This is a genomic window from Thermosporothrix hazakensis (assembly GCF_003253565.1).
GTDB lineage: Bacteria > Chloroflexota > Ktedonobacteria > Ktedonobacterales > Ktedonobacteraceae > Thermosporothrix > Thermosporothrix hazakensis.
The window spans coordinates 111,215-133,389 of sequence record NZ_QKUF01000009.1 but is presented as its reverse complement, the minus strand read 5'-3'; the positions used below and the strand labels follow the sequence as shown (position 1 = coordinate 133,389).

At 55.1% G+C, this 22,175-nt stretch carries 13 protein-coding genes; 5 read left to right on the top strand and 8 right to left on the bottom strand.

The genetic code is table 11. From position 1 onward, the window contains the following. Positions 1-52: 52 nt before the first annotated feature. The 4 genes from EI42_RS14800 to EI42_RS14785 form a co-directional block, all read right to left on the bottom strand. Positions 53-838 (bottom strand): class I SAM-dependent methyltransferase, encoded by a 786-nt coding sequence (locus tag EI42_RS14800; RefSeq protein ID WP_111323314.1) that lies wholly within the window; start codon positions 836-838, stop codon positions 53-55. A 95-nt stretch (positions 839-933) separates the two neighbouring features. Continuing rightward, positions 934-2,745: an ABC transporter ATP-binding protein gene (locus EI42_RS14795; protein WP_111323312.1), complete on the bottom strand. Its 1,812-nt coding sequence runs from the start codon at positions 2,743-2,745 to the stop codon at positions 934-936. A 54-nt stretch (positions 2,746-2,799) separates the two neighbouring features. Further along, a complete protein-coding gene (locus tag EI42_RS14790) occupies positions 2,800-4,608 on the bottom strand; it encodes an ABC transporter ATP-binding protein (RefSeq protein WP_170142637.1) in 1,809 nt (602 codons plus the stop codon). A 68-nt stretch (positions 4,609-4,676) separates the two neighbouring features. Then, positions 4,677-4,967 carry a DUF1330 domain-containing protein gene (locus EI42_RS14785; RefSeq protein WP_111323308.1) on the bottom strand — a complete coding sequence of 97 codons (291 nt, stop codon included), beginning with the start codon at positions 4,965-4,967 and terminating at the stop codon, positions 4,677-4,679. Between the two features lie 348 nt (positions 4,968-5,315). On the opposite strand from EI42_RS14785, the gene EI42_RS14780 reads away from it, so the two are divergent. Together EI42_RS14780 and EI42_RS14775 are read left to right on the top strand one after the other, a co-directional pair. After that, positions 5,316-6,554, top strand: a complete 1,239-nt coding sequence (locus tag EI42_RS14780) for an alpha-L-fucosidase (RefSeq protein WP_111323306.1) — start codon at positions 5,316-5,318, stop codon at positions 6,552-6,554. Positions 6,555-7,049: 495 nt separating this feature from the next. Beyond that, on the top strand, positions 7,050-8,081 hold the full coding sequence (locus EI42_RS14775) for a methyltransferase (RefSeq protein ID WP_111323304.1): 1,032 nt from the start codon (positions 7,050-7,052) through the stop codon (positions 8,079-8,081). A gap of 264 nt (positions 8,082-8,345) precedes the next feature. Here the strand turns inward: EI42_RS14775 and EI42_RS14770 are convergent, their stop codons facing one another. Continuing rightward, entirely contained in the window at positions 8,346-9,491 is a 1,146-nt protein-coding gene (locus EI42_RS14770; protein ID WP_111323302.1) for an S-methyl thiohydantoin desulfurase family protein, read from the bottom strand. Further along, positions 9,492-11,063, bottom strand: a complete 1,572-nt coding sequence (locus tag EI42_RS14765; RefSeq protein WP_111323300.1) for a hydantoinase/oxoprolinase N-terminal domain-containing protein — start codon at positions 11,061-11,063, stop codon at positions 9,492-9,494. Positions 11,064-11,484: 421 nt separating this feature from the next. Here EI42_RS14765 and EI42_RS14760 point away from each other — a divergent pair, with 421 nt between their 5' ends. From EI42_RS14760 to EI42_RS14750, 3 genes are all read left to right on the top strand, one after another. Continuing rightward, positions 11,485-13,662 carry a heavy metal translocating P-type ATPase gene (locus EI42_RS14760; protein ID WP_174843893.1) on the top strand — a complete coding sequence of 726 codons (2,178 nt, stop codon included), beginning with the start codon at positions 11,485-11,487 and terminating at the stop codon, positions 13,660-13,662. 118 nt (positions 13,663-13,780) lie between these two features. Next, entirely contained in the window at positions 13,781-14,065 is a 285-nt protein-coding gene (locus EI42_RS14755) for a metal-sensitive transcriptional regulator (RefSeq protein ID WP_111323298.1), read from the top strand. A 186-nt stretch (positions 14,066-14,251) separates the two neighbouring features. After that, entirely contained in the window at positions 14,252-15,994 is a 1,743-nt protein-coding gene (locus EI42_RS14750; RefSeq protein WP_111323296.1) for a cation:proton antiporter, read from the top strand. Between the two features lies 1 nt (position 15,995). Here EI42_RS14750 and EI42_RS14745 read toward each other — a convergent pair whose 3' ends face one another. Further along, positions 15,996-18,791 (bottom strand): PAS domain S-box protein, encoded by a 2,796-nt coding sequence (locus EI42_RS14745; RefSeq protein WP_111323294.1) that lies wholly within the window; start codon positions 18,789-18,791, stop codon positions 15,996-15,998. 225 nt (positions 18,792-19,016) lie between these two features. After that, on the bottom strand, positions 19,017-22,046 hold the full coding sequence (locus tag EI42_RS14740; RefSeq protein WP_170142636.1) for a winged helix-turn-helix domain-containing protein: 3,030 nt from the start codon (positions 22,044-22,046) through the stop codon (positions 19,017-19,019). Positions 22,047-22,175: the final 129 nt, after the last annotated feature.

The window sequence follows — 22,175 nt, the reverse complement described above, 5'->3', positions numbered from 1 at the left end:
TATATCACTTGAGAAACTTCCAGAAAAGGTGCAATGAGAATATCAAGTGTAGTTAGCAGGTTCCAGGAATTCCCCACTGTATTACTCCACTCACCTGAAACGAGACCATTCCATCGGGAGAGCGCTGTTGCAGATATGCTCCCGCTTCTCGGGTGAAGGCTTCAGCGCGGGTTGGCCCCAGGCGCTCACGAGAGAACCCACTGCGTGAGTGATAGGATTCAATACACTCATCGATTGTCTGTGTAAAGGGTATGGGCGCTGTTTTTCGCTCACCGACCAGCCGGAGGAGGCAATGTTGCTCCCTTGCTTTTACCATATCAAAGGGCTGATAGCCACCATCGGCACGGTAACGCGAGACGATCTCGCCAAGCAGCTCCCAGGGACTTGGCGAGATGTTCTGCTCGATTATTGCCAGAAAGCTTCCAGGTCGTAACAACGCTCGAAAACGAGGCAGAACAATCTGCCAGTCCATCCAGTGGATGCTTTCTCCTGCCGTTATCAGCGCATAGGGCGGCTTGAGCACGACATCTTCCACCCGACCATGCAGCCAGCATAAACGCGGATGATCGCCCTCAGGAAGCTGCTTCCCCTCCTCGATCATGCTCAAAGAGAGAGCAACGGCGTCAACGCGCTCTGCATGCCCGACCAGCCGCCGAGCGATATTGCCGGTGCCACATCCTGCATCCAGGATCGTCCGCGGCTCACCCCGCACCAGATCAGCCAGGATGGCAAACGTTTCCGCTGGATAGGGCGGGCGATAGCGGTACGCAGCAACAACGCTTCTTTCCTGAAAAGCGCAGGCGTTCGCCGAAGCGAGATGTTCGGGCTTTTTGACCATAGCATGGAGCTCCCTTCCTGTATAAATCGAGGCTATTTTTAGCGCTCATTTGTAGTATAGTATAAGGCTAATACGCTTATATCTGCAAATCATCCCTACTGGTTTTCCGGCTGCGCTTCCAGAATCTGCATCTTGAGTCGGTAGAGTTCAGCATAGGTTTTATTCGCATCAAGTAATTGTTGATGCGTGCCCACCTCCACAACCTGCCCGTTTGCCAGCACAATGACAACATCTGCGAGGCGGGTGGTTTCCAGGCGGTGCGAGACAAGAAAGAGAATACCTCCACGCCGCCTGTTCGCTTCCATCAATTGTTGAAAGCGTGAATAGACCTCATATTCAGCCTTCGGGTCAAGACTGGCTGAAGGCTCATCAAGTATCGTGATCAGCGGCTGACGACGCATGTGAGCCCGCGCGATAGCCAGCTTCTGCCACTGTCCCCCCGAGAGATCTCTTCCTTTCTCGAATTCCGCCCCCAGTTGGGTATCAAGGCCAGCAGGCAAGCGCTGCACGAAAGCGTCGGCGCCGGCCCCCTGCACTGCCTGTAGAAGGCGCGCATCACGCGAGATACTCGTGATATCACCAACTCCAACCGTTTCACGCACCAGAAAGTGATAACGCCCGAAATGCTGTTGAACCAACGTCAGTTGCGCTCTCCACGCCTCTAGAGCCAGCTCGCGCAGATCAATGCCATCGACAGTGATGCGTCCCTCGTCGGGATCATAGAAGCGACAAAGCAGCTTGAGAAGCGTCGTTTTCCCTGAGCCGTTTTCGCCGACCAACGCGATGGTTGCCCCTGCCGGCAGCGTCAGCGAGACGTCCTGTAATGCTGGTTGCTCGGTTCCGGGATAGGTAAAGCTCACATGCTCCACACACAAGCCACGTTCCAGCTTTTCGGGACATGGAAGCGGCTTCACAGGCTGCTTTAGTGGTGATCGATACGAGAGCAACGCAAGCAAGCTCTCGGCCATCCATCCCTGCTCAATCAAAAATGACGCCTTCATCAGCAGAGAGATGGAGCCGCTCAGGGTGCCGTTTAACAGGGTGACGCCAAGTGCAATCTGCGCCGCTGTGGCCTGATGCGTCCCAAGCAGATAGACCAGGAAAAGCAGGCCGCCACCCAGGCAAAGCCCCTTTGCCAGCCCACCAAACACCGCCGGACGCACATGCTGCAAACGGCCAAGCGCTCGAGCCCTGGTGACACGTGCCCTCAACTCGCGATATCTGCCCACGATCAGCTCACTTAAACCAAGCATCCGCAACTCTTTCGCCCCCTCTTCGCCAAGTGCCAGATCACGAAAGCGCTCGGAAAGGCGCTCGTCTGCTATGCTCTGGCCTGCATAGTGAATCTCTCGGGTCATCGCAGCGCCCTGGAAGAGCGCCGCCGGGCAAGCAAGCAGGATAAAGAGCAACAGCAGCGGGTGGATCTGCCACAACAGGACAAATGAAAGTACAATGGTGAACAATGTACTGATCCAGACAGAAAGGTTCAGGAAAATGTCCGCCGGTACATCCACTCGATCACGCACGATTCGCAATCGATCCGCATACTCCGGTGAGTCGAGGTGTTCGATTCCAGATGCAGTCACCAGCACCTTCATCAGACGCTGCGTTATCTCCTGAGCGCACTTCAGATACATCACATCCTGAATCTTGTTTACAAGAAGAGTACAGGAACCATTGATAACAGCGACGATTCCCAGAACCCCGGTCCAGAGCGCAGCCTGCATGCTATGACCATGATACAGGCCATCAATGATAGCGGCAGCAGCAAATGCGACTGCCACTCGTTCCAGTATAGTTTGAAAGAGAAAGAGTGCCGGAGTGGCCAGTGCACCGAATAGCCAGGCCTGGCAGGCGATCTGAGCCACAGAGCTCCATGCTTTCAGCAAGCTGATGATTCGCTTCATATGTCATTCCAGTTGTCTACAAAAACAGCAAGCTCTCTCAAGAAATGGAGGATCTTATTCTGTATCCTGTACGCGTTGCGTTTGGAGTTGATACCACTCGGCGTAGAGACCATCACGCATAAGCAGCTCCTCATGCGTCCCCTGCTCCACAATATGCCCATCAGCTAAAACGGCTATCTGAGCGGCGTTACGCACTGTCGTCAACCGATGTGAAACCAGAATCGTCGTTGCACCTCGGGTCAGAGTCAACCAGCGGCGGTTGAGTTCCGCTTCCATCCGAATATCAAGCGCGGCTGTAGGCTCATCAACCAGCACCAGAGGCGCGTTACGCCCCAACCGACCAGCCAGCCCGCGCGCCAGCGCCAGCCGCTGCCACTGACCGCCAGAAAGAGCAACGCCACCAATATCGGGGACAAGGAGCGTCTGCCAGCCTTGAGGGTATTTCTCGATCAAGGATGTTACTCCGGCCAGTTCTGCGGCTTCTTCAATGGCCGTGTGCTTGCTACTTCCAATCGCGATATTATCAGCAAGCGTGCCAGGGTAGCGCAAGAAATCCTGGAAAACGGCGGCAATCCGCTCCCGCCACAGCACAAGCTCAAATAGTCGGATGTCCTGCCCATCCCAGAGAATGCGCCCCTCATCTGGATCATAAAAGCGGCAGAGCAGTTTTATAATAGTCGATTTACCTGCCCCGTTTTCGCCAACCAGCGCCAGCGATTGCCCGGCAGGAATCGTCAGATTGAGGTCACGCAAGGTGGGCGTCGTACCGCCCGGATACGTAAACGTCACATGCTCAAACGTTATGGCCGAACGAAGCTCTATAGGCGGCTCCAGAGTACCCTGTATCTCAAGGCGTGGCTCTAGCTTGCTCAAGTGATGGAATGCCGTGAAAAAGCCGCTTGCTTTACGAATCGAGCCTGGTAGCTGCTGAAGCACAAGCAGGCTCTCAAAAAGCGTGGTCAGACCCAGGACGCCCGACAGAAAGCGCTCTGGTGCTATCTGGCCGCTTGAGACCAGATGAAAGGCCCAGATCAGCACGCTGGCCCCGATGGAGAGCTGCAAGACAAGACCCAATGTGCCACGTACCAGCTCCCGACGCTCTCCGAGCAGCACGCGGCGCATGCCACGAGTCCAGTAGTCACGCTGACGCCCAAGCAGCCAGGAACCAAACCCGTAGATACGCTGCTCCATCGCAACCTCACGATCATACGCAAGCGAGGCGCTATAGTCAGCATGGCGCAATTCAGGCGAATCTTCCAGCTTTACTTGATTTTGCACACCAGCATGCCGCCAGCTATACACCATAGCCGGAATACCTGTCACGATTATAAGCAGAGGCACCCACCACCCGAACGGCAACACAATCACCATTGAACTCAAGACCATTGCACCCCAGATCGTCAGCATACTGGCCACCCGAACAAACTGCGCAGGGTCCTGTGCTCCCTCTTGAGCCCGATGCACCAGATCGCGTTCTCGTGCATCCTGCCAGTGAGCCAGGCCAGGAAGCCGCGCCAGATCTCGCATCAGACGTATATTGAGTTCGGTAGAAAAACGCATGATCGTTTGCTGCTCAAAATAGCTGACACAGGCATCAGCAGCCATGCTGGCAAGGACCACACCACAAAGCAACGCCGTTTCCCCAATAGTTCGCCATAAGGCAGCCTGCGAAGCCAGAACAGCGGGTGCATCAGCGATAATCCAACCAAGAGCAACGAAGGTGACAGCAGGAGTAATACCACGTAGAACAAGCAGAAGCGCGTAGCCACCAAGATGCCAGCCACCAGCACGAAACAACAGGCGCAAAGCAGAGAAGAAGGCTACGGATTCGTCAGAACGGGTGGAGAAAACACGCAGTTCCACAAAAAATGCAGACTCTCTTTCTAGCATATTTCATCCTGGAAGAGCTTCTGCCCCTCCAGGAAATGCATTCATTCTATTCCCTGTACCAGAATTCCTCTGCTGGTCGAGGCACTGAAACGAATGGCTCTCACTTTACTGTATTCCGGGGAATCATACCATGCACGAAAGTGCTGTTCGTCCTGAAACTCGGCAATCACAATACGCTCGGGATCCCAATCGCCTTCAATCGTCCAGGTCTTCCCGCCGCGTACCAGGAACTTTCCGCCATACAGATCCAGTGTCGGCTGAACCTGCTTTCGGTACTCTTCATAAGCCTTCGGGTCTGTAATTTTGACATCAACAATAAAATACACCGACATCTTTTCATCCTTTCTGCAAAAACAATGTACTTTATTCCTTTATTGTATACCATTATCTCTTTTTTTGCCAGAAGTGTCTGTCTCAAAGACGCTCTCCAGATCGCGCATGGCTCTAAAGAGATCGAAGGTTGCTTGCTATTTACCGCTAAACACAGTATACTTGCTTCAAATATCTATTTCACATTTGCATATTTACACACCTGCAAATTCACCTACCGAATGCACTATACTGCGCATTATTCAGCGCAAGCAGAGGAGACATCAGCCTCTACAAATCCATTTTGCCTGAAGGCATACACGATTTTTTGTAGAGTGCTCCCCTGGATCCTCAAAAACAGAGGGAGACAAATGCAATCACCTCATACACCAACAAAAGAACAGCTCGCCTGGCAGGATTGGGAGCTTGGCATGTTCTTCCATTTCGGCATCAATACCTTTACCGGGCGCGAATGGGGCGACGGCAGCGAGGACCCGGCCCTCTTCAACCCGACAGAGCTTGACTGCCGCCAATGGGCCCGAGTCGCCCGAGAAGCAGGCGTACGCTATGCCCTCCTGACAGCCAAGCATCATGATGGCTTCTGCCTCTGGCCGACCCGAGTTACTGAGCATTGTGTGCGTAACTCACCCTGGAAAAACGGTCAGGGAGATGTCGCGCGCGAGTTCGTCGATGCCTGCCGAGCGGAGGGTATCGAGCCCGGTTTTTACTGCTCTCCCTGGGATCGTAACGCGGCCTGTTATCCCGATCCAGCCGCATATAGCGACTTCTATGCCAAACAGCTAGAGGAACTTTGTAGCAACTATGGCCCGCTCTCGGTGCTCTGGTTCGATGGGGCAGGTTCAGACGGCTACACCTATGACTGGCCACGCATCATGGAGGTCATCCACCGGCTTCAGCCGCAGGCGCAGATCTTCGGCATGGGAGATCGAACGGTACGGTGGGGCGGCAATGAGGAAGGCTTTGGTCCTCCTGATCTCTGGCTTACCATCGATGAGAAAAATCAGCGAGCGCTTCCTGAAGATAGTCAGCAGGCGCTTCCAGAGACGGCGCGCTATATTCCGGCTGAAATGGACACTGTGATCAACCGCAGCGGCTGGTTCTGGCATCCCAACTCGCAAGAACAGCTCCGCAGCCTTGATGAGCTGGTTGGCGTCTATTATCGCTCGGTTGGTCATGGTGCGAACCTGTTGTTGAACCTTGCGCCCAACCGACAGGGATTGCTTGATGAACACGATGTGCAGCGGCTTATGGAGCTCCGTCACGAGATTGACCGCCGCTTTGCACATCCCGTGGGCAGCGCCGAAAACGGAACGGATATGCTGGAAATTACACTCGATAAGCCCGCATTAGTCACGCGCTTTGCCGCAATGGAAGATCTGCAACAGGGCGAGCATGTACTTGAATGGCGTCTGGAAGCCGAAGTAGAGACATATCATACGAGTCCCTGGCACCTTCTGGCAAGCGGGAACGCGCTTGGTCATAAGCGCCTGGGTGATTTCGCGCCCATTACATCGCGTCATTTCCGTCTGCGCGTTCTGCGGGCCTATGGACAGCCACGCCTGCGCAGCCTGACACTTTACGCACCGTAAAGGAAGAGGGGGAGGCATGCGCAAAACATGTCTCCCTCCTTTTCCCTAGAATGCATCATCCCCAGATCCCTCTTTTTAACCAGACAAGTCGCTTATTGTCTCCTCCGTTTCTGCTATATCTCGAAGTACGTATTCTTTGTTACACAGGAAAATATTCTCAAAATTTACACTTTTCTCCTTGTTAGCACACCCTTCAGTACTATCTCGCTTTTTCTTCTTGACAGCGAAGAATCTCTATGTTAGACTCTCCCCAAAGAACACTTGTTTTATGCTGAACTGGATGGTAAGGAGGCGAATGTGAGCAAAATCTACTGTTTTTTCTTCTCGTTTTGCATACTTTCCGCTTTCCTTACCCTTCGCTCAGTTTGCTATACGCGAAAAAACCGCTTCGTCCATCACAATAACAGCATATCAGGATTTCCCCATTCACGAACGCTGCATGCTGTTTTTGTCTTCTCTCAATCATTGTTCCACGTTAGAAAGGCTCCATTCTCTATGCATGAAAGGCAACAGAGCAACCCGCTGACAGCTCCTTCCATCTCGCTGCTAACGCTCAATTTTGGCATCGTGGTTTCGGCCTGCCTGCACACAGCTGTCAAACTGAAACTCGCCGAACATTTGCACCAGGATGCTCGCACCCTTGACGAACTTGCACAGCTCAGTGGGACACGACCGGAGCGGCTTGTGCGCATCCTGCGCGTGCTCACCGCTTATGGCATCTTTCAGGAAACGAAACCCGGAGTATTTTGCCAGACACCCATGTCCTGTTATCTGTTGCCCGATTATCCCGGCTCTGTTCACACCATGATCTTGATGCGCGATCAGCTCTATTGGTGGCGAATCTGGGAATTGACGCACGAATGGGTACAAAGCGAAACGCCGCTCTTTGAACTGACCTGGGGTGAAAACTTCTGGGAATTACAGCGAGAAAAGCCAGAGATCGCTTCTCTCTTCAATCAGGCTATGCTTAGCCTTTCACGTGTAGTTGATACCGCGCTGGTGGACGCCTACGACTTCTCGCAGACAGGCACAGTCGTCGATATAGGGGGCGGCTATGGAAGCCTGCTTGCCTGTATCCTTCAGCGCCATCCTCACCTTAAAGGAGTGCTGTTTGAGCAGCCTCACGTACTCGACGAGGCAAAAAAACGGTATGAGGAGGCAGGTCTGAGCCAGCGTTGTACCTTCGTTACCGGCAATTTTCTAGAAACCATCGCGACCACAGGCGACTGCTACATTCTCAAAACAATCCTGCATGACTGGGACGATCAACACTGCATCACTATTCTGCGTAACTGCCGCGCCGCGATGCAGGCCGGTGGACGCATCCTTGTCATCGAGCTCCTGAATGAGTATTCCAACCCGTCACCGTATCCAGCTCTGATGAATCTTTATATGGGCGCGCTTTTTAACGGGAAGGAACGTTCAGCAGAGGAGTTTGCGGCGCTCTATCGTGAGGCGGGTTTTCGCTTTTCACGCGCGATCCCGACCAACAGCATTTTCTCGCTGATCGAAGGGATTGCTGTCTAAAAGCCAATTGAGCCTTACCAGAAATAGATCAGGAAAGTTTCAGGCGTGGACCAGGAGGTGAAACATACCGAAGATCACTTATCAAGCAAACGTGCATATAGCTTTTCAGCGAAGCTCATCTGCATGCTATGCTCATTTTCATGAGCCGGAACCACCGAGGGAAACTCGTCAAGCGCTTCCGAACGGCACGCCGCTACATGCCGTCGCGTCACGATGATGCGCAAACATGCAGGGTGAAAGAAGAAGCCACGGACAAAAGGAGTGTCAAAGATAGCGCTCCTTCCCACGAGGGACACCATGCTCGCGATAATATGCTGCAAAGCGCCGCTCAAGCGGCACGAAGGGGATATCGTATCCGAAGGCACGCGGCTCCCAGACACGCAATGCCTCAGAGGTGCGCAGGATCTCGGGCGAAGGAATTGCAATCACTGTGACGCGCTGCCCATAATGCAGCCGTTCGGTCGTGATCGCCGTTGCAACCTCGCTATCCAGAACCGTGATGAGGTCAGGGACACAGGCCACAACCTCCCCATCACGTCGGGCAACAAGGTTCTCGTTCTGGAATTCAATGAGGAGCTCGCTATCCTGAAACGCCTGCAAGCCACGCAGCACGGCACGACCACGAGCAAACCCGCCCTCGGTGCGGCGCACAACATCAACAATTTTGCCCTGAAAGAGGACGATGCCGCGACCATACCACGTGTTTTGAGTCGCAGCACACAACACCTCTATCGGATGTTGCCGCTTCTCAGGCGCATGCAGTACGGCACGCCCGATATCAATACAGGTGGAAACGGTATGGTGCACGGCCATCTGGCGATATTGCTTACCCGTCACTACATAATCAACAAGATGGGCCAGGCCTCCCATGCGCATCGTAACGCCTCGGGCCAGCCATTCCAGTTGCATATTATCGGAGGTTTGAAGCATAACGATCGAGCCACGCTCATCAGCCAGCCAGGCCGGCGAGCCGGAGGCTCCATAGACATGGAATGTCACCATCTGCAACTCAGGAAACGCGCGCCCCATCCCGTCGCCATCGAGCACCGGAAGATGGGCATGTGCTGCCAGAAGAAAGGGAATCTGTGAATTGATACCGCCGCACTCCGTTGGTGTTGTCGCGCTCACACGCCGGCCTAATGCTTGCTCAACAGCACGTAACAGGCGCAGTGTCTCCCGCCCCTCGGGAACCTTCTCGAACAGGACGGTAGGCGCTCCCATAATGCCAACCGGCATCACCAGCGCATCATCAGCGAGTTCCGAAGGATCAAGCAACGAGATCGGGCCGTTTTCCTCGATTGCCTGCCGGGCCATCAGCTTCCCGATCAGAGGATCACCGCCGCCTCCGGTTCCCAGGATCGCTGCACCAATAGCCAGGTACTCAAGGTCTTGTGCTGTGATTTCGCGCATCTATTGCCTCGTTTCCTTGCTGCTCAGGTTGCCTGCAACTTTTACCTTGATCCGAACGGCATTGCCTGGCAGATAAGCAAGCGGAATCTCATCGACATCGATCACAGAAAGCATAGTGGGATCTGCGCCCGCCTTGAGAGCCTCAACAATGGCTGCCTGTCGTGCCTGTTGAAACGCCTCTTCACGCGATTGTCGTTCCAGCGAGAAGATGTGATCGATTGTGCCCGACACCTGCGCAATGGCCGCTCCAATCGCGTTGGCGACTTCAAAGTATTTGGGACGGTAGACCTGCGAGATGCCTATCATCCGCCCGGGCAACAGGATGCTTCCGCCGCCAACCGCGACAACCGGCACATCCTGTGCGCTGAGCTTGATCCGGTCAATGGCCTGCTCAAGCATGGTGATGCCCTGCCGAAAGGCGCGCTCAATCACTTCGGGGACAATCGTCACGCGATTCCGTTTCCCTAAGACAGCCATGCCTCGCGCAACCGCGACATCAGTCATGGTAAAGGTCTTGCCGCCGAAACAGAGCGCCTCTTGCATCAGCCGATAGCCGACGCTCTCCGGCCCGATACGAATCGTGGAGGTATCCCTTGCAACATGCACGACAGACCCGCCACCCAGGCCGATCGAGATAAGGTCAGGCATACGAAAATTGGTGCGCACGCCGCCAATTTCAACCGCTAGAGCCGACTCACGAGGGAAGCCGGAAAGCAGCACGCCAACATCCGTTGACGTCCCACCGACATCGATCACGATGGCATCTCGCAGCCCGGAGAGGAACGCCGCACCGCGCATACTGTTCGTCGGGCCACAGGCAATGGTCAGAATCGGGTAGTGCAGCGCCGTCTCAAGCTCCATCAGCGTTCCGTCGTTCTGTGAGAGAAAGAGCCGAGCTTTGATGCCAAGCTGTTTGAGTGCCTCCTGAAATGCCACAGCGATGTGACGGGCGACCGGGGCCACAGCAGCGTTCAGGATGGTGGCGTTCTCGCGTTCCAGCAAACCGAGGCTCCCGATGTGGTGAGAGAGCGAGACAGGCGTTCCCGGGCCTACCTCCTCGGCGATGATCTCGGCAGTCGCCAGCTCGTCTTCATCGCGCACAGCGGCAAAAACGGAAATAACGGCGAAGGCCTGCACTCGCCCTCGAAAGGATCTGACCGTCTCGCGTACAGCGACAGGGTCAAACGGGGAGATGACACGGCCATCGTATTCGACGCCGCCAGGCAGCACTGCATACGGCCCCTCAACCTTCTCGCGCAGGTCGGCAGGCCAATCAACCAGCGGAGGGATTGCCCGCGTTGCAGGCGCTCCGAGCCGGATAATACCCACACGCGTTAATCCCTTGCGCTCGATAATTGCGTTGGTAATCTGAGTTGTGCCAAGCATCGCGTACGTGATGTTCTGGGGGGGTATTCTGGTTCGGTCAAGCAGCCGCTGCACTGCGTGGCTGATACCCCCAATCACATCGGGCGTGACGGGCGTTTTTATCATGGAGACAATGCGGCCCTGCTCATTGAGCAGCACCGCATCTGTATTGGTTCCGCCTACATCTATTCCCAGTCGATAGCGCATGGCTGCTCTCCTCTCTCGCGCCTGGTAAAATGATCTCCCTCCCCTTTCTAATCAGTGTACACAACAAACCGCAATCCGCTCCACTGAGATTCGGGCAATAGGAGCAAAAAGAACAAACATGGGAGGGCTTTTTCTCTTCCTGATCCATGCCTTTCTTAATAATGTATACCCCCTATAGCTATATATCATACAGAGAACCCTATACGTTCTCCGATATCTCACTACAGGCGCAAAGCACTACAACCGCTTGTTATCGGCGCTTCTTCCTGCATGGGTGATGCCTTTTTCAGCCAATTTTCAAAATTCATCACACATACCCCTTGACATACCCAGTCAGGGTATATATACTATACATACCCGCCGGGGGTATAGATCATAAAGAAATTATTCCAGATCTTTTCAGGAAAAGGATTTGCATCATATGCAGCATAATCATTCAAAACACGCAGAGACAGCAACGCGTAATGTCCACCACGGCTCAAGGGCAGCGCATGAACAGCACTCCCATGAGCAACACGCAGAGCATCATCATATGCATCATGAACAGCACATTACGCAAAGTGGTAATCAGCATGCGCCTATGCAACATGGGGGCCATACAGGACATGCAGGCCATTCGGAGCACGCCGGGCATAGTGAAGCGATGTTCAAGCGCCCCTTCTGGATCTCGCTTGTCCTGTCGATCCCGGTCGTTGCCCTGGCGGAGATGGTTCAGCACATGCTTGGTTATCATCTCCCGACCTTTCCCGGCTCGGCCTGGATTGAACCCATCCTCGCCAGCGTCATCTTCTGGTATGGTGGTTGGGTCTTCTTGCGAGGCGCGTTTGATGAGTTGCGTGTCTTCAAACCCGGCATGATGACGCTGGTTGCGCTGGCGATCTCGACCGCCTACATCTATAGCCTGGCTGTTAGCTTCGGACTCGTCAGCGGAATGCCCTTCTACTGGGAGATGGCAACCCTGGTCACCATCATGTTGCTTGGTCACTGGATGGAGATGAGGGCCATCGGTAGCGCCCAGAGCGCCCTGAAAGAGCTGGCAAAGCTCCTTCCAGACGTTGCTGAACGCATCACGCCATCGGGCACCGAGAAGGTACCGGTCAGCGCCCTTCAAATGGATGATGTGCTGCTGGTACGCCCGGGAAGCCAGATTCCAGCCGATTCCGTGGTTCTTGAAGGCGAAAGCCAGGTCAATGAGAGCATGATTACCGGTGAGTCGCGCCCGCAACACAAGCAGCCGGGCGAAGAGGTCATCGCCGGAACGGTCAACGGAAGTGGTTCATTGCGCGTGCGCGTCGTGCGTACAGGTGAGAAAACGATGCTCGCCGGCATCATGCGCCTGGTCGAAGAGGCACAGCAAAGCCGCAGTCAGGCTCAGGCGCTGGCTGATCGAGCCGCCTACTGGCTCACCTTCGTCGCCGCCGGGGTCGCACTCATCACGCTGATCGCCTGGACCATTGCTCAGGGCTTCAATGATGTAACGCTGGAACGCGTCGTCACAACACTGGTTGTCGCCTGCCCTCACGCGCTTGGCCTGGCCATTCCGCTGGTCATCGCGATCTCTACAGCGCTCTCAGCCAGAAACGGGATTCTGGTTCGCGACCGCCTGGCTCTGGAGCAGGCTCGCAAGTTGAACGCCGTCATCTTTGATAAGACCGGCACCTTGACAAAAGGAGAACAGGGGCTGGTTCGCATGCTGACACAGCCAACAGTGCGCGAAGACGAGGCGCTGGCCCGCGCCGCCGCCATTGAAGGCGATAGCGAACACATTATCGCCCGCGCCCTGATGAGCGCCGCCCGGGAGCGTCATCTGTCGCTGCCACAGGTCAGCCAGTTCCAGGCCCTGCCCGGCCGAGGCGTGCAAGCGCAAATCGAGGGACGCACGTTCCAGGTTGGCGGACCACGCTTGCTGGCACAGGCAGGCGTACAACTACCGACGGCATTCGTAGACACGGTGCGCGCGTGGGGGCACAGCGGTCAGACCGTTGTGTACTTGCTCGAAGAGCGTACCGTACAGGCAGCATTCGCGCTGGCCGACGTGATCCGCCCGGAGAGCCGGGAAGCCGTGGCAGCGCTGAAAAAGCAGGGTATCCGGGTTGCAATGCTCACCGGAGACTCGCAGGAGGTGGCTGAGTGGGTGGCAAAAGAGCTTGATATAGATGAAGTATTCGCTCAGGTCTTGCCGGAACATAAAAGCGAGAAGGTCAGGGAATTGCAGCGCTCCGGGGCGAAGGTGGCAATGGTGGGTGATGGTGTCAACGACGCTCCTGCGCTGGCTCAGGCAGATGTCGGGATCGCAATCGGTGCGGGCACAGATGTCGCTCGGGCCTCTGCCGGAATCGTGCTGGTGAAAAATGATCCACGCGATATCCTGCGCATCATCACCCTGAGTAAGGCCAGTTACCGAAAAATGCTGCAAAATCTGGCCTGGGCAGCCGGTTACAACGTGATCGCGCTTCCGCTGGCCGCAGGAGTCCTTGCACCGCTTGGCTTTGTGCTTCCGCCAGCATTTGGCGCAGTGCTGATGTCGCTCTCGACCATCATTGTTGCACTGAATGCTCAGTTGCTTCGGGGCCTGCGTCTGAACGATCAGAGCGCCTGACAAGCGCTTACAAAGGGAACTCGGGAATACCCGGGTTCCTTTCCACTTCGGCTTGACAACCTCCCCGCATTCTCTTATGATAGGGTGCGGGGGTATCGAGAACATACGAAGGAGTATCATGGCATCACATCACACCACAGACGAAAAACAAAAATTGCTGACACGCCTGCGCCGCATCGAAGGGCAGGTGCGCGGCATTCAACGTATGGTAGACGAAGATCAATATTGCATCGATATTCTCACCCAGATTGCCGGCGCACAATCAGCCCTGAATCAGGTTGCGCTGAAGCTCATTGAGAGGCACATGAATCATTGTGTGACAGAGGCAATTCAAGAAGGAAAGGGAGAAGAGAAGATCAAGGAGATTATACAGATTCTTCAGCGCTATACTCGCATGTCCTGACAGAAGCACCCTCCATACAATATCACACCCCAAACGCCGGAAACACCTGCTCCGGGATCCGGCGCTTTTTTATGCAGCCCCAAAGCGCTTCTCAATCGACCAGGTACAATAAAGAGAGACCCATTCTTCTTTTACTATACATGTTTGTAGCAGTGCGCCCACCCATAACGTCAGATAGAGAGCGGCATGCACGGTTTTCCAATACTCATTAATATGACGCTGGCTCTGGCGGCGGCCTTTATTGGCGGTTTTCTGGCCCATAAGCTCCGTTTTCCCCCGATGGCTGGTTACCTGCTGGCAGGCGTCGTCATTGGCCCGCTTACGCCGGGGCCATCGGGTGATCTGAACACCATTCAGCAGCTCGCCGAGCTCGGGGTAATCTTTCTGCTCTTCGATGTCGGCCTGCACTTCTCGATTCGAGATCTATGGGCGGTGCGAGCAATTGCGTTTCCCGGGGCATTACTCCAAACCGGAGTCATCACGCTGCTGGTCCTATGGCTCTCACGCTTGTGGGGCTGGTCGCTGACCTCAGGCGTATTGCTCGGGATCGCGATCTCGATTGCCAGCACGGTTGTTATGCTCCGTAACTTTATGGATCGCGGGATCCTCAACAGCCTCGCGGGCCGTATCGCACTTGGCTGGCTGGTCTTTGAAGATATTCTGGCGGTGCTGATCCTGGTCCTGCTGCCCACCTTCTCCGCCGCGGCTTCCAGCACCTGGTGGCAGATTACGGGGCTAGCGCTGCTGAAGGCACTCGCGTTTATTGTGCTGATGCTGGTTGTTGGTGCGCGCCTGATTCCCTGGCTCCTCGCGCATCTGGCGCACGTTCGTTCACATGAGCTCTTTACCGTTGCGATCATTGTGATTACGCTCGGGACGGCGGTTGGCGCATCGCTCCTTTTCGGGGTTTCGCTGGCTCTGGGCGCGTTCCTGGCAGGGGTCGTCATCAATGAATCGCGGCTCTCACAGCAGGCAAGCGCCGAGATACTGCCCTTTCGCGAGATGTTCACTGCCCTCTTTTTTGTCTCCGTGGGGATGCTGGTCAATGTCTCCTCGTTCTGGACAGCAAGCAGCATGGTGCTCATCATTACCGCGCTGATTATCGGCGGGAAATGGCTTCTGACGCTGCTTCAGGGTGCCTTTTTCATTCGCTCAGCAACGACAACCCTGGAGCTGGCAGCCGGGCGCAGCCAGATCGGTGAGTTCTCGTTTATCCTCGGCGAAACCAGCATCGCCCTGGGCTTGATGGCAAAGGAGCAGTATTCATTGCTACTGGCCGGGGCACTCCTCTCGATCCTCCTGAACCCGCTGCTCTTCTGGCTGATTCGGCCATTGAGAGCAGGGATACAGCACGTTCCTCCGCTCTGGCGGCTCTTTGAACGTCAGATCCCCAAGACGCTAGAAGACCGCAGCATGTATCAGCACGTCATCGTTATCGGCTATGGCAGGGTCGGCGAGCATATGGTCAGCGTGCTGACACAACTGCATATTCCACATCTGGTCGTAGATCTCGATGTAGAGCGCGTTGAGCAGCTAGAGCGTCATCACATCCCCGTTCTCTATGGAGACGCCGCAAACTCCGAAATTCTTCGCTATGCCCATGTTGAAGATGCGCGTGCAGTTGTCATCACTCTGCCTGATGAAACCAGCGCTCAAATCGTGGTCGCGAATGTTCATGAGATGGCTCCCGGTGTGCCGATCATCGTTCGGGCCGCCACCAGAGCGGGTATACAGCAGCTCTTCGCGCTCGGTGCGACCGATGTCATTCACCCTGAACTGGAAGGGGGGCTTGAGATCGTGCGCCAGACGCTCACCTATCTTGGATATCCTGAAGAAGATGTGACGGCATACATAGATGCAATACGTGCAGATCGGTACCATTTCCCGACAGAAGAAAAAGGCTCCGAAGGTGCTTCCGGAGCCCGCTGACCTACTCAGACAATGGCAGGGTGAACCAGAAAGTCGAACCCTCACCCTCTTTACTATCAACACCGACTTCTCCCTGATGATCTCTGATGAGCTTCTGGCAGATGTAGAGGCCCAGGCCCAGACCCACACCGATCTTACTACTTGCCTGTATGGTTGGCTCCTGGTAGAACTGTTCCCAGACCTGTCGCTGCGCCTTCGGCGAGAGTCCCGGCCCCTGATCACGAACCCAGACCCGCACCTGTCGCGGCTCCACATCCAGTCCAACTGTCACAGGCTTATCAACAGGCGAATACTTCAGCGCGTTCGTCAGATAGTTCAGCAACACCTGACCGATTCGATCGCGATCGGCCTTCACCTGAATCCGCTCCTTTGGCGGCAGCTCAAGCCGAATCTCGCGTTGCGGCTGAGCACTCTGCTGATCAAGCACCGTTTCAGTGACAAGCTCGTAGAGGTCACAGAGGCTCGGGTGTATCTCCAACCTGTCGCTTTGCGCCCGCGAGATATCAAGCAGATCGTTAATCAGCCGATTCTGCACCCGAAGCTGCTGCTGACAGCGATCAAGGAAGCCCTGTATGTCATCAAACGATTGCGCCAGGTGTTCGGGCAGCTCCTCTCGTTGCTCTATCCGCTTGATACGCCGCATCGCGAGCTGGACATTCCCCTGAATGGCGGTCAGAGGCGTCTTGAGCTCATGTGAGATGATGCTGAAGAAAGCTTCCTGTTTACGCTCTAACATCTTCTGTTCGGTAATATCATTTATAACCACAACACCAGCAACAGTATTATTATGCTCATCTTTAATAGGAGCACCGCTCATGGTAATAAAGCCGATAGTGCCATCACCACGCAGGTACTTCACAGTCTCTGTCGCATATTCCCCATGTACAGCGCGAGCAAGCGGCCATTCATGCGGTTGCATTGGCGTTCCATCCAGATGCCAGCCAGTCCACTCATTGTACTGTTCTACGTTTTCTGCATAAAATAGCTTTCCACGAAAAATTCGTTCAACCTGCTCGTTTCCCATCATGATACGCCCCGAAGGCGCTTCAGCAATCAGCACGCCAGAAGGCAGGTTCCGCAGCACCTCTTCAAAACGCGACCGCTCCACAGCCAGCGAGTGCAGCAAGCGAGTACGCTCTTCCTCTGCCCGCTGACGCTCCGTGATATCCATGTTCACGCCGATAAAGCCGGAAAACGTGCCCCGGGCATCATAACAGGGAGAACCGGTAACAACCAGGGTACGATACTCTCCATCCGCACGACGCATACGCGCCTGATCCTGATACGTTCGACGAGCTTTATGTGCAGCCGTACGCGCTTCTATAATCCTTGACCGATCTTCAGGGTGAAGTAGTGAAAGCCAGCTCATGCTATCCTCTCCCTCTTTCACCTCCAAACCCGTGAAACGCTTCCATAGCTCATTTGCATAGATGACATTGCCATGCTCATCTGAGCGCCAGATAATCATAGGAGCCTGATTTGCCAGCGTCCGAAACATCTCCTCGCTCTTCTTGAGGGTGCTTTCCACATGCTTTTGAGCTGTGATATCATGAGCCGCCAGAGCCAACCAGCCAGACCGCCGGCTCTGAGGATCGGCAACTAAAATGATGCTGAGCGCAATCACTATCTCTTTGCCGCTACTCGCATTCCGCAGCTCAAGCTCGCCCTCCCATTGCCCTGTCTCGTGTACCTGCCTCAGCGCCTCCTGCAAACGCTGACGCACCTTCTGCGGAAAACAATCCAGCAGCCGGAGCGAACGGGGTGCAGACTGAGCCGGAAGACCAAGCATCCTGCTACAGGCAGGATTATATTGCAGCAAATAGCCATCCAGAGAGACGGCACAGATCGCATTCGTTGATTGCTCAATAAGCAATCCCATCCGCTTCTGTCCCTCCTCCACGTTCTTCCGCTCAATACCGAGTGCGATGCCAAGCGACACTGACTCCATTGCATGGAACGTTGCCCCGGTCAGCGGATTGCGTGTGAACACAACCATTACCCCGACGGCCCGCTGCTCAATCATCAAGGGGAAGCCAGCAAAAGCCACCATCCCCGCTTTCTGGATTGCTTCCCGGCCCTCGGGAGCGATATCGTCAAGCAGGGAGTTGGTCAGGATGGGCCGCTTCGTTTGCACGATCTCCCCTATAAGCTTCGATTGAAGCGGAATGCGCATATGCTCAACCCGGTTCTCTATGGGCACCCCGGCATCCGCCTGAAGCTCCAGCACCTTTTCTTGCTCATCAAGCGTCCAGATACAGGCCCGCTCTGCTCCAAGGTTCTTGACAAGCGCTGCGGCACAGTGTTTCAACATCTCCTGCAAGGACAACTCGCGGGTAAGCGCTATGCTAACATCCATGTTCAACTGAGCCAAGCGCAATTGTTCTTCCAATGCAGCTTGTATCTGATGATATGCTGTTACCTCACTGGTAAGAACAAGAAAATGATTCAATGCGCCCTGAGCGCCAAAAACAGGCAGAATCGTCACATCCCACCAATGCCTCTCACCCTTTTCGTCACGCATATCGCAGGTAACTGTTTTTATCTTTCCTGATCGTGCATCCTTCAGCATATCTTCTTTCTGTAATGGCGCGTATCGTTGCCAGAAGTGGAGCCATTCCTGCTCTTCTGCGGTCACAGTGGCAGGGCTTTCAGTCGAGGAAAGAAGTGGCTTCCCTTCAAGGTCAAGTCGATGCATGGAGGTAGGGCGAGAAAGGCACAGCGGTGACTCCCCCACCTGCTGAACTATATCTGGCGAAACAGAGGGGAGATTCTTCTTTTTATTGAAAGACCTGGTCATCGGGGTCGCTCCTTTTAGAGAAGGCCTCTCCTTCTACTCGATAGTCATTCATCCATTCTCAAATAGAAAGCAGGAAAAACACTTTCCACCATCTGTAAACTCAACTATAGTATGCGCTCTTACGCTTCGCTTTTTGCTATCGACGTGTTGTTTTCCCTCTATAGAGTAGATCACGTTTGTGACTGCTCTGTGAGTTCACCGCAAACACAACAAAAAGCTTTCTCACTACTTCTGCTGAGGCAAGAGCTGGAGCGCTCTGGCAACTGAGCATGCCTGCTGCCGCGTATTGACGCCAAGCTTCCGATATATACTGCTCACCTGCGTCTTGATCGTGTTGACCGAAACAAACAGCGCACGCGCAATGTCGCGGTAGGAGAGTCCTGAGGCAAGCAGACGCAAGACATGGAGCTCCCGGGCACTCAGCGGCTCAACTGGCTCCGCAGGCTGTGCTGAGTCCGCCGCCCTGACAATCTTCTGTATGACGAGCTGGAGCGGTCTTTCATGGAAATGCGGCGCATGCTGCTGCAAGAGGGACAACAGCGCAGGTCCCTCATCCAGAAAGCGACGCAAGAACTGGACACCGCTTTCAGCGCGGGCCTGCTGCAATGCTGCATGCAGCAGGCTTCTGGACGTTTGCTGTTTTGTTGCCTGAGCAAGCAGCAGACGTATTTCCAGCACATCACCCTGGCGATCGTCCTGTAAGGCAGCATCAAGCAAGGGGGCAAGTATAGCGTGAGCATCCGCACAACGACCTTCCGCCAGCGCCAGACGAGCAACCATACACTCCTCGCGCTCGTGTAGCAGACGCCTATGAGCATGCCTGTCTCGTTGACGATCATTAGCCCACTGACGCACCGCTTCAAGGTTGCCATTCAGCCAGTAGAGCTGTACCAGTGCCAGGCGAACTTCACTCAGAAGAGAAAGGCGCAGTGGCCAATCCAGCGCTTGCAGCCGTTCCAGGAGCGCCTGTAGCCGCTGGATGGCGTGCTCGCTCTGGTTGCCTGCCTGTTCTAGACGAGCAAGCAAGAGTTCAGCATGCATAAAAAGCTCCTCGTCACCGATCCGCCCGGCATAGGTCTGTATCTCCTGGACGGCCTCTCTGGCATTCTCCACTTCATTCCACTCATAATGGATCGCCGCAAGATTCAACCGCAAACGCATCACATCGTCCTGATCTCCCTGTTTGCTTGCTTCTAGCAGAGCGTGCTGATAATGAGCCGCGGCCTGGCGCAACCTGCCTCTAGCCACCAGCACAGCACCCTGCAACGCAAACTGCGCGCGCGCTAATCCCTTATTCCCGCTCTTCTCAGCGTTTGCCAGTGCCTCCGCGAAATAACGTGATGCATCCAGCAGATGACCCTCGTAGAGCGCCCCGATACCGATAATGCCCAGACAACTACTTCGCCAACCCTGCTCTTCTGGCAGCAACCAGGTAAGAGCCTGATGAGCCCAGGTAACAGCTTCCCGCATCTCGCCTCGCTGCCGAGCAAGCGTCGCCCGAAAGGCGAATACTTCTCCCAGACGAGAGAGATTCCCCTCACTCCTGAACCCCTGCTCGGCTCTTTGCAACGGCTCTTCAAGCTCTTTCATCTCTTGAGGAGGGCGGTTATTCAAAAGTGCCGCAAACAGTTGCGCCTCCGCATAACGCAAGCAGAGCAACGGATAACGCCAGAGCAACGGCTTCGGGAGCTGCTTGAGCCAGCGCAACAGCGTATAGTGCTCGTTGACCAGATGAAAATAGCGCAGTCCAACCCGAAACTGCGATTCGCTGACCATGCGCAGAATAAGCGCCGCGGCCCGCTCCATATCCCGCACCTGAAGCGAGCATTCAACCGCATCGACAAGCAGCCCTTCCTGTTCAAACCAGAAGCTCGCTTGTTCCAATGTCGCCTGTACCGCCTCATCACCCAGACGACGCCGCGCTTCAGCCTGCATAGCCTCAGCAAACAGCGGGTGATAGCGATACCAACGCCCTTCGCTATCGAGCGGTTCCAGAAACAGGCCGCTCTGATACAGCCGTTCCAGTAGATATGTCCCTTCGTCAGCCAGCCCGAGCACTGCATCACAGAGCGAACCTGCAACTCGTGGCAAGCCGCCAGTCAGCAGTAAGAAACGCTGCAGGGGCTCGGGTTGCGCATTGAGAGCCTCTGTCACAAAATACTCGCGAAGCGGGCGTGTGCTCCCTGCAAACCGATCGAGCTCCCGCAACGATTGCCGACCCTGAAGCGCCAGTGCAAGGAGCCGCAACCCGGCAGCCCATCCTTCAAGCCGCGCGTCAAGCCGATGTAGCGTTTTCTCGTCTGGCAGGCGCTCAAGAAACTGGCGCAGAAAAAGCCGCTCCTCCTCAAGCGAGAAACGTAGATCGCTTGCCTGAACTTCCCCCAGTTCGCCCCGAGCACGAAAGCGTGCAAGCGGCAAAGGAGGTTCCGAGCGACTGGTAAGCAGAACGTGTAAAGAGGGCGGAAGGTGTTCAAGAAAGAAGGCAAGCGTCTCATGAATACGAGGCATCGTGATGAGATGGTAATCTTCGAGCACCAGAATCCCAGGCTGATCGCTCTCAGCAAGCGCGTTCAGCAGAAGGGTCAGCGCGTTTTCAGGCTGTTGTAGCAGGGAGGCAAGGAGTTCCCGAGCCGTACAGGTAGCATCCTGATGCAGCGTCTGGCAGGCTGTTATCACATAGCGCCAGAAGCGTGACAGATCGTTATCTGCCTCATCAAGCGCAACCCACGCAACGGGCAACGCCTGGCGCTGTAACCACTGACAGACGACAGTTGTCTTGCCCGAACCAGCCGGAGCTGTAACCAGCAGCATCTGACGCTCACCAAGCGTGTCAAAGAGCTCAAGCAGCCGCTCCCGTCGAATCAACGAGGCAGCCAGGCGCGGCATTCGCAACTTGGCCGCAAGCAGCGGCGGATCCGCAGGCTCGGCTTCAGTCTCTTCTGCAAGCTTTTGCGCGATACGCTCAAGATGCTCTAACGTTAGCCAAGCATCGCGCCCGATATACAGCTTATGCGTGCGTCCGTTGCGCCGGCGATATCCATACCAGTAGCCCGAACCACGCTTGCGCGACTCCTTCCGCACCGTCATATGCCCATGTCTGCCCACAAAGCGAAATCCCGAGCAAGCGGCCAGATTGGAAAACCAGTCTGCGTCCTCGGTCTCGCTCCGATACAGGCACGTCTTCCCCGCTGTTTGCAGCTCGTAGGCCTGCTCCTCCTCGCACCAGACAATCGCCGTCAATCCACGTTGTGCCATCGCATCCCTCCTTTGATTACCCAACACCGGAAGCATTACTATAGCAGAACGAACGCCTCCTGACAATCCATCAGTGTTGGGTAATGTTCAGGGTGATTTTAGCTCAACGGAGCTTGCTGTCAGAACTCT

What these genes read in the sequence shown, in the direction of transcription:
- EI42_RS14800 (WP_111323314.1), bottom strand. Translation starts at nt 838, where the DNA reads ATGGTCAAAAAGCCCGAACATCTCGCTTCGGCGAACGCCTGCGCTTTT.
- EI42_RS14795 (WP_111323312.1), bottom strand. Translation starts at nt 2,745, where the DNA reads ATGAAGCGAATCATCAGCTTGCTGAAAGCATGGAGCTCTGTGGCTCAG.
- EI42_RS14785 (WP_111323308.1), bottom strand. Translation starts at nt 4,967, where the DNA reads ATGTCGGTGTATTTTATTGTTGATGTCAAAATTACAGACCCGAAGGCT.
- EI42_RS14780 (WP_111323306.1), top strand. Translation starts at nt 5,316, where the DNA reads ATGCAATCACCTCATACACCAACAAAAGAACAGCTCGCCTGGCAGGAT.
- EI42_RS14775 (WP_111323304.1), top strand. Translation starts at nt 7,050, where the DNA reads ATGCATGAAAGGCAACAGAGCAACCCGCTGACAGCTCCTTCCATCTCG.
- EI42_RS14770 (WP_111323302.1), bottom strand. Translation starts at nt 9,491, where the DNA reads ATGCGCGAAATCACAGCACAAGACCTTGAGTACCTGGCTATTGGTGCA.
- EI42_RS14765 (WP_111323300.1), bottom strand. Translation starts at nt 11,063, where the DNA reads ATGCGCTATCGACTGGGAATAGATGTAGGCGGAACCAATACAGATGCG.
- EI42_RS14760 (WP_174843893.1), top strand. Translation starts at nt 11,485, where the DNA reads ATGCAGCATAATCATTCAAAACACGCAGAGACAGCAACGCGTAATGTC.
- EI42_RS14755 (WP_111323298.1), top strand. Translation starts at nt 13,781, where the DNA reads ATGGCATCACATCACACCACAGACGAAAAACAAAAATTGCTGACACGC.
- EI42_RS14750 (WP_111323296.1), top strand. Translation starts at nt 14,252, where the DNA reads ATGCACGGTTTTCCAATACTCATTAATATGACGCTGGCTCTGGCGGCG.
- EI42_RS14745 (WP_111323294.1), bottom strand. Translation starts at nt 18,791, where the DNA reads ATGACCAGGTCTTTCAATAAAAAGAAGAATCTCCCCTCTGTTTCGCCA.
- EI42_RS14740 (WP_170142636.1), bottom strand. Translation starts at nt 22,046, where the DNA reads ATGGCACAACGTGGATTGACGGCGATTGTCTGGTGCGAGGAGGAGCAG.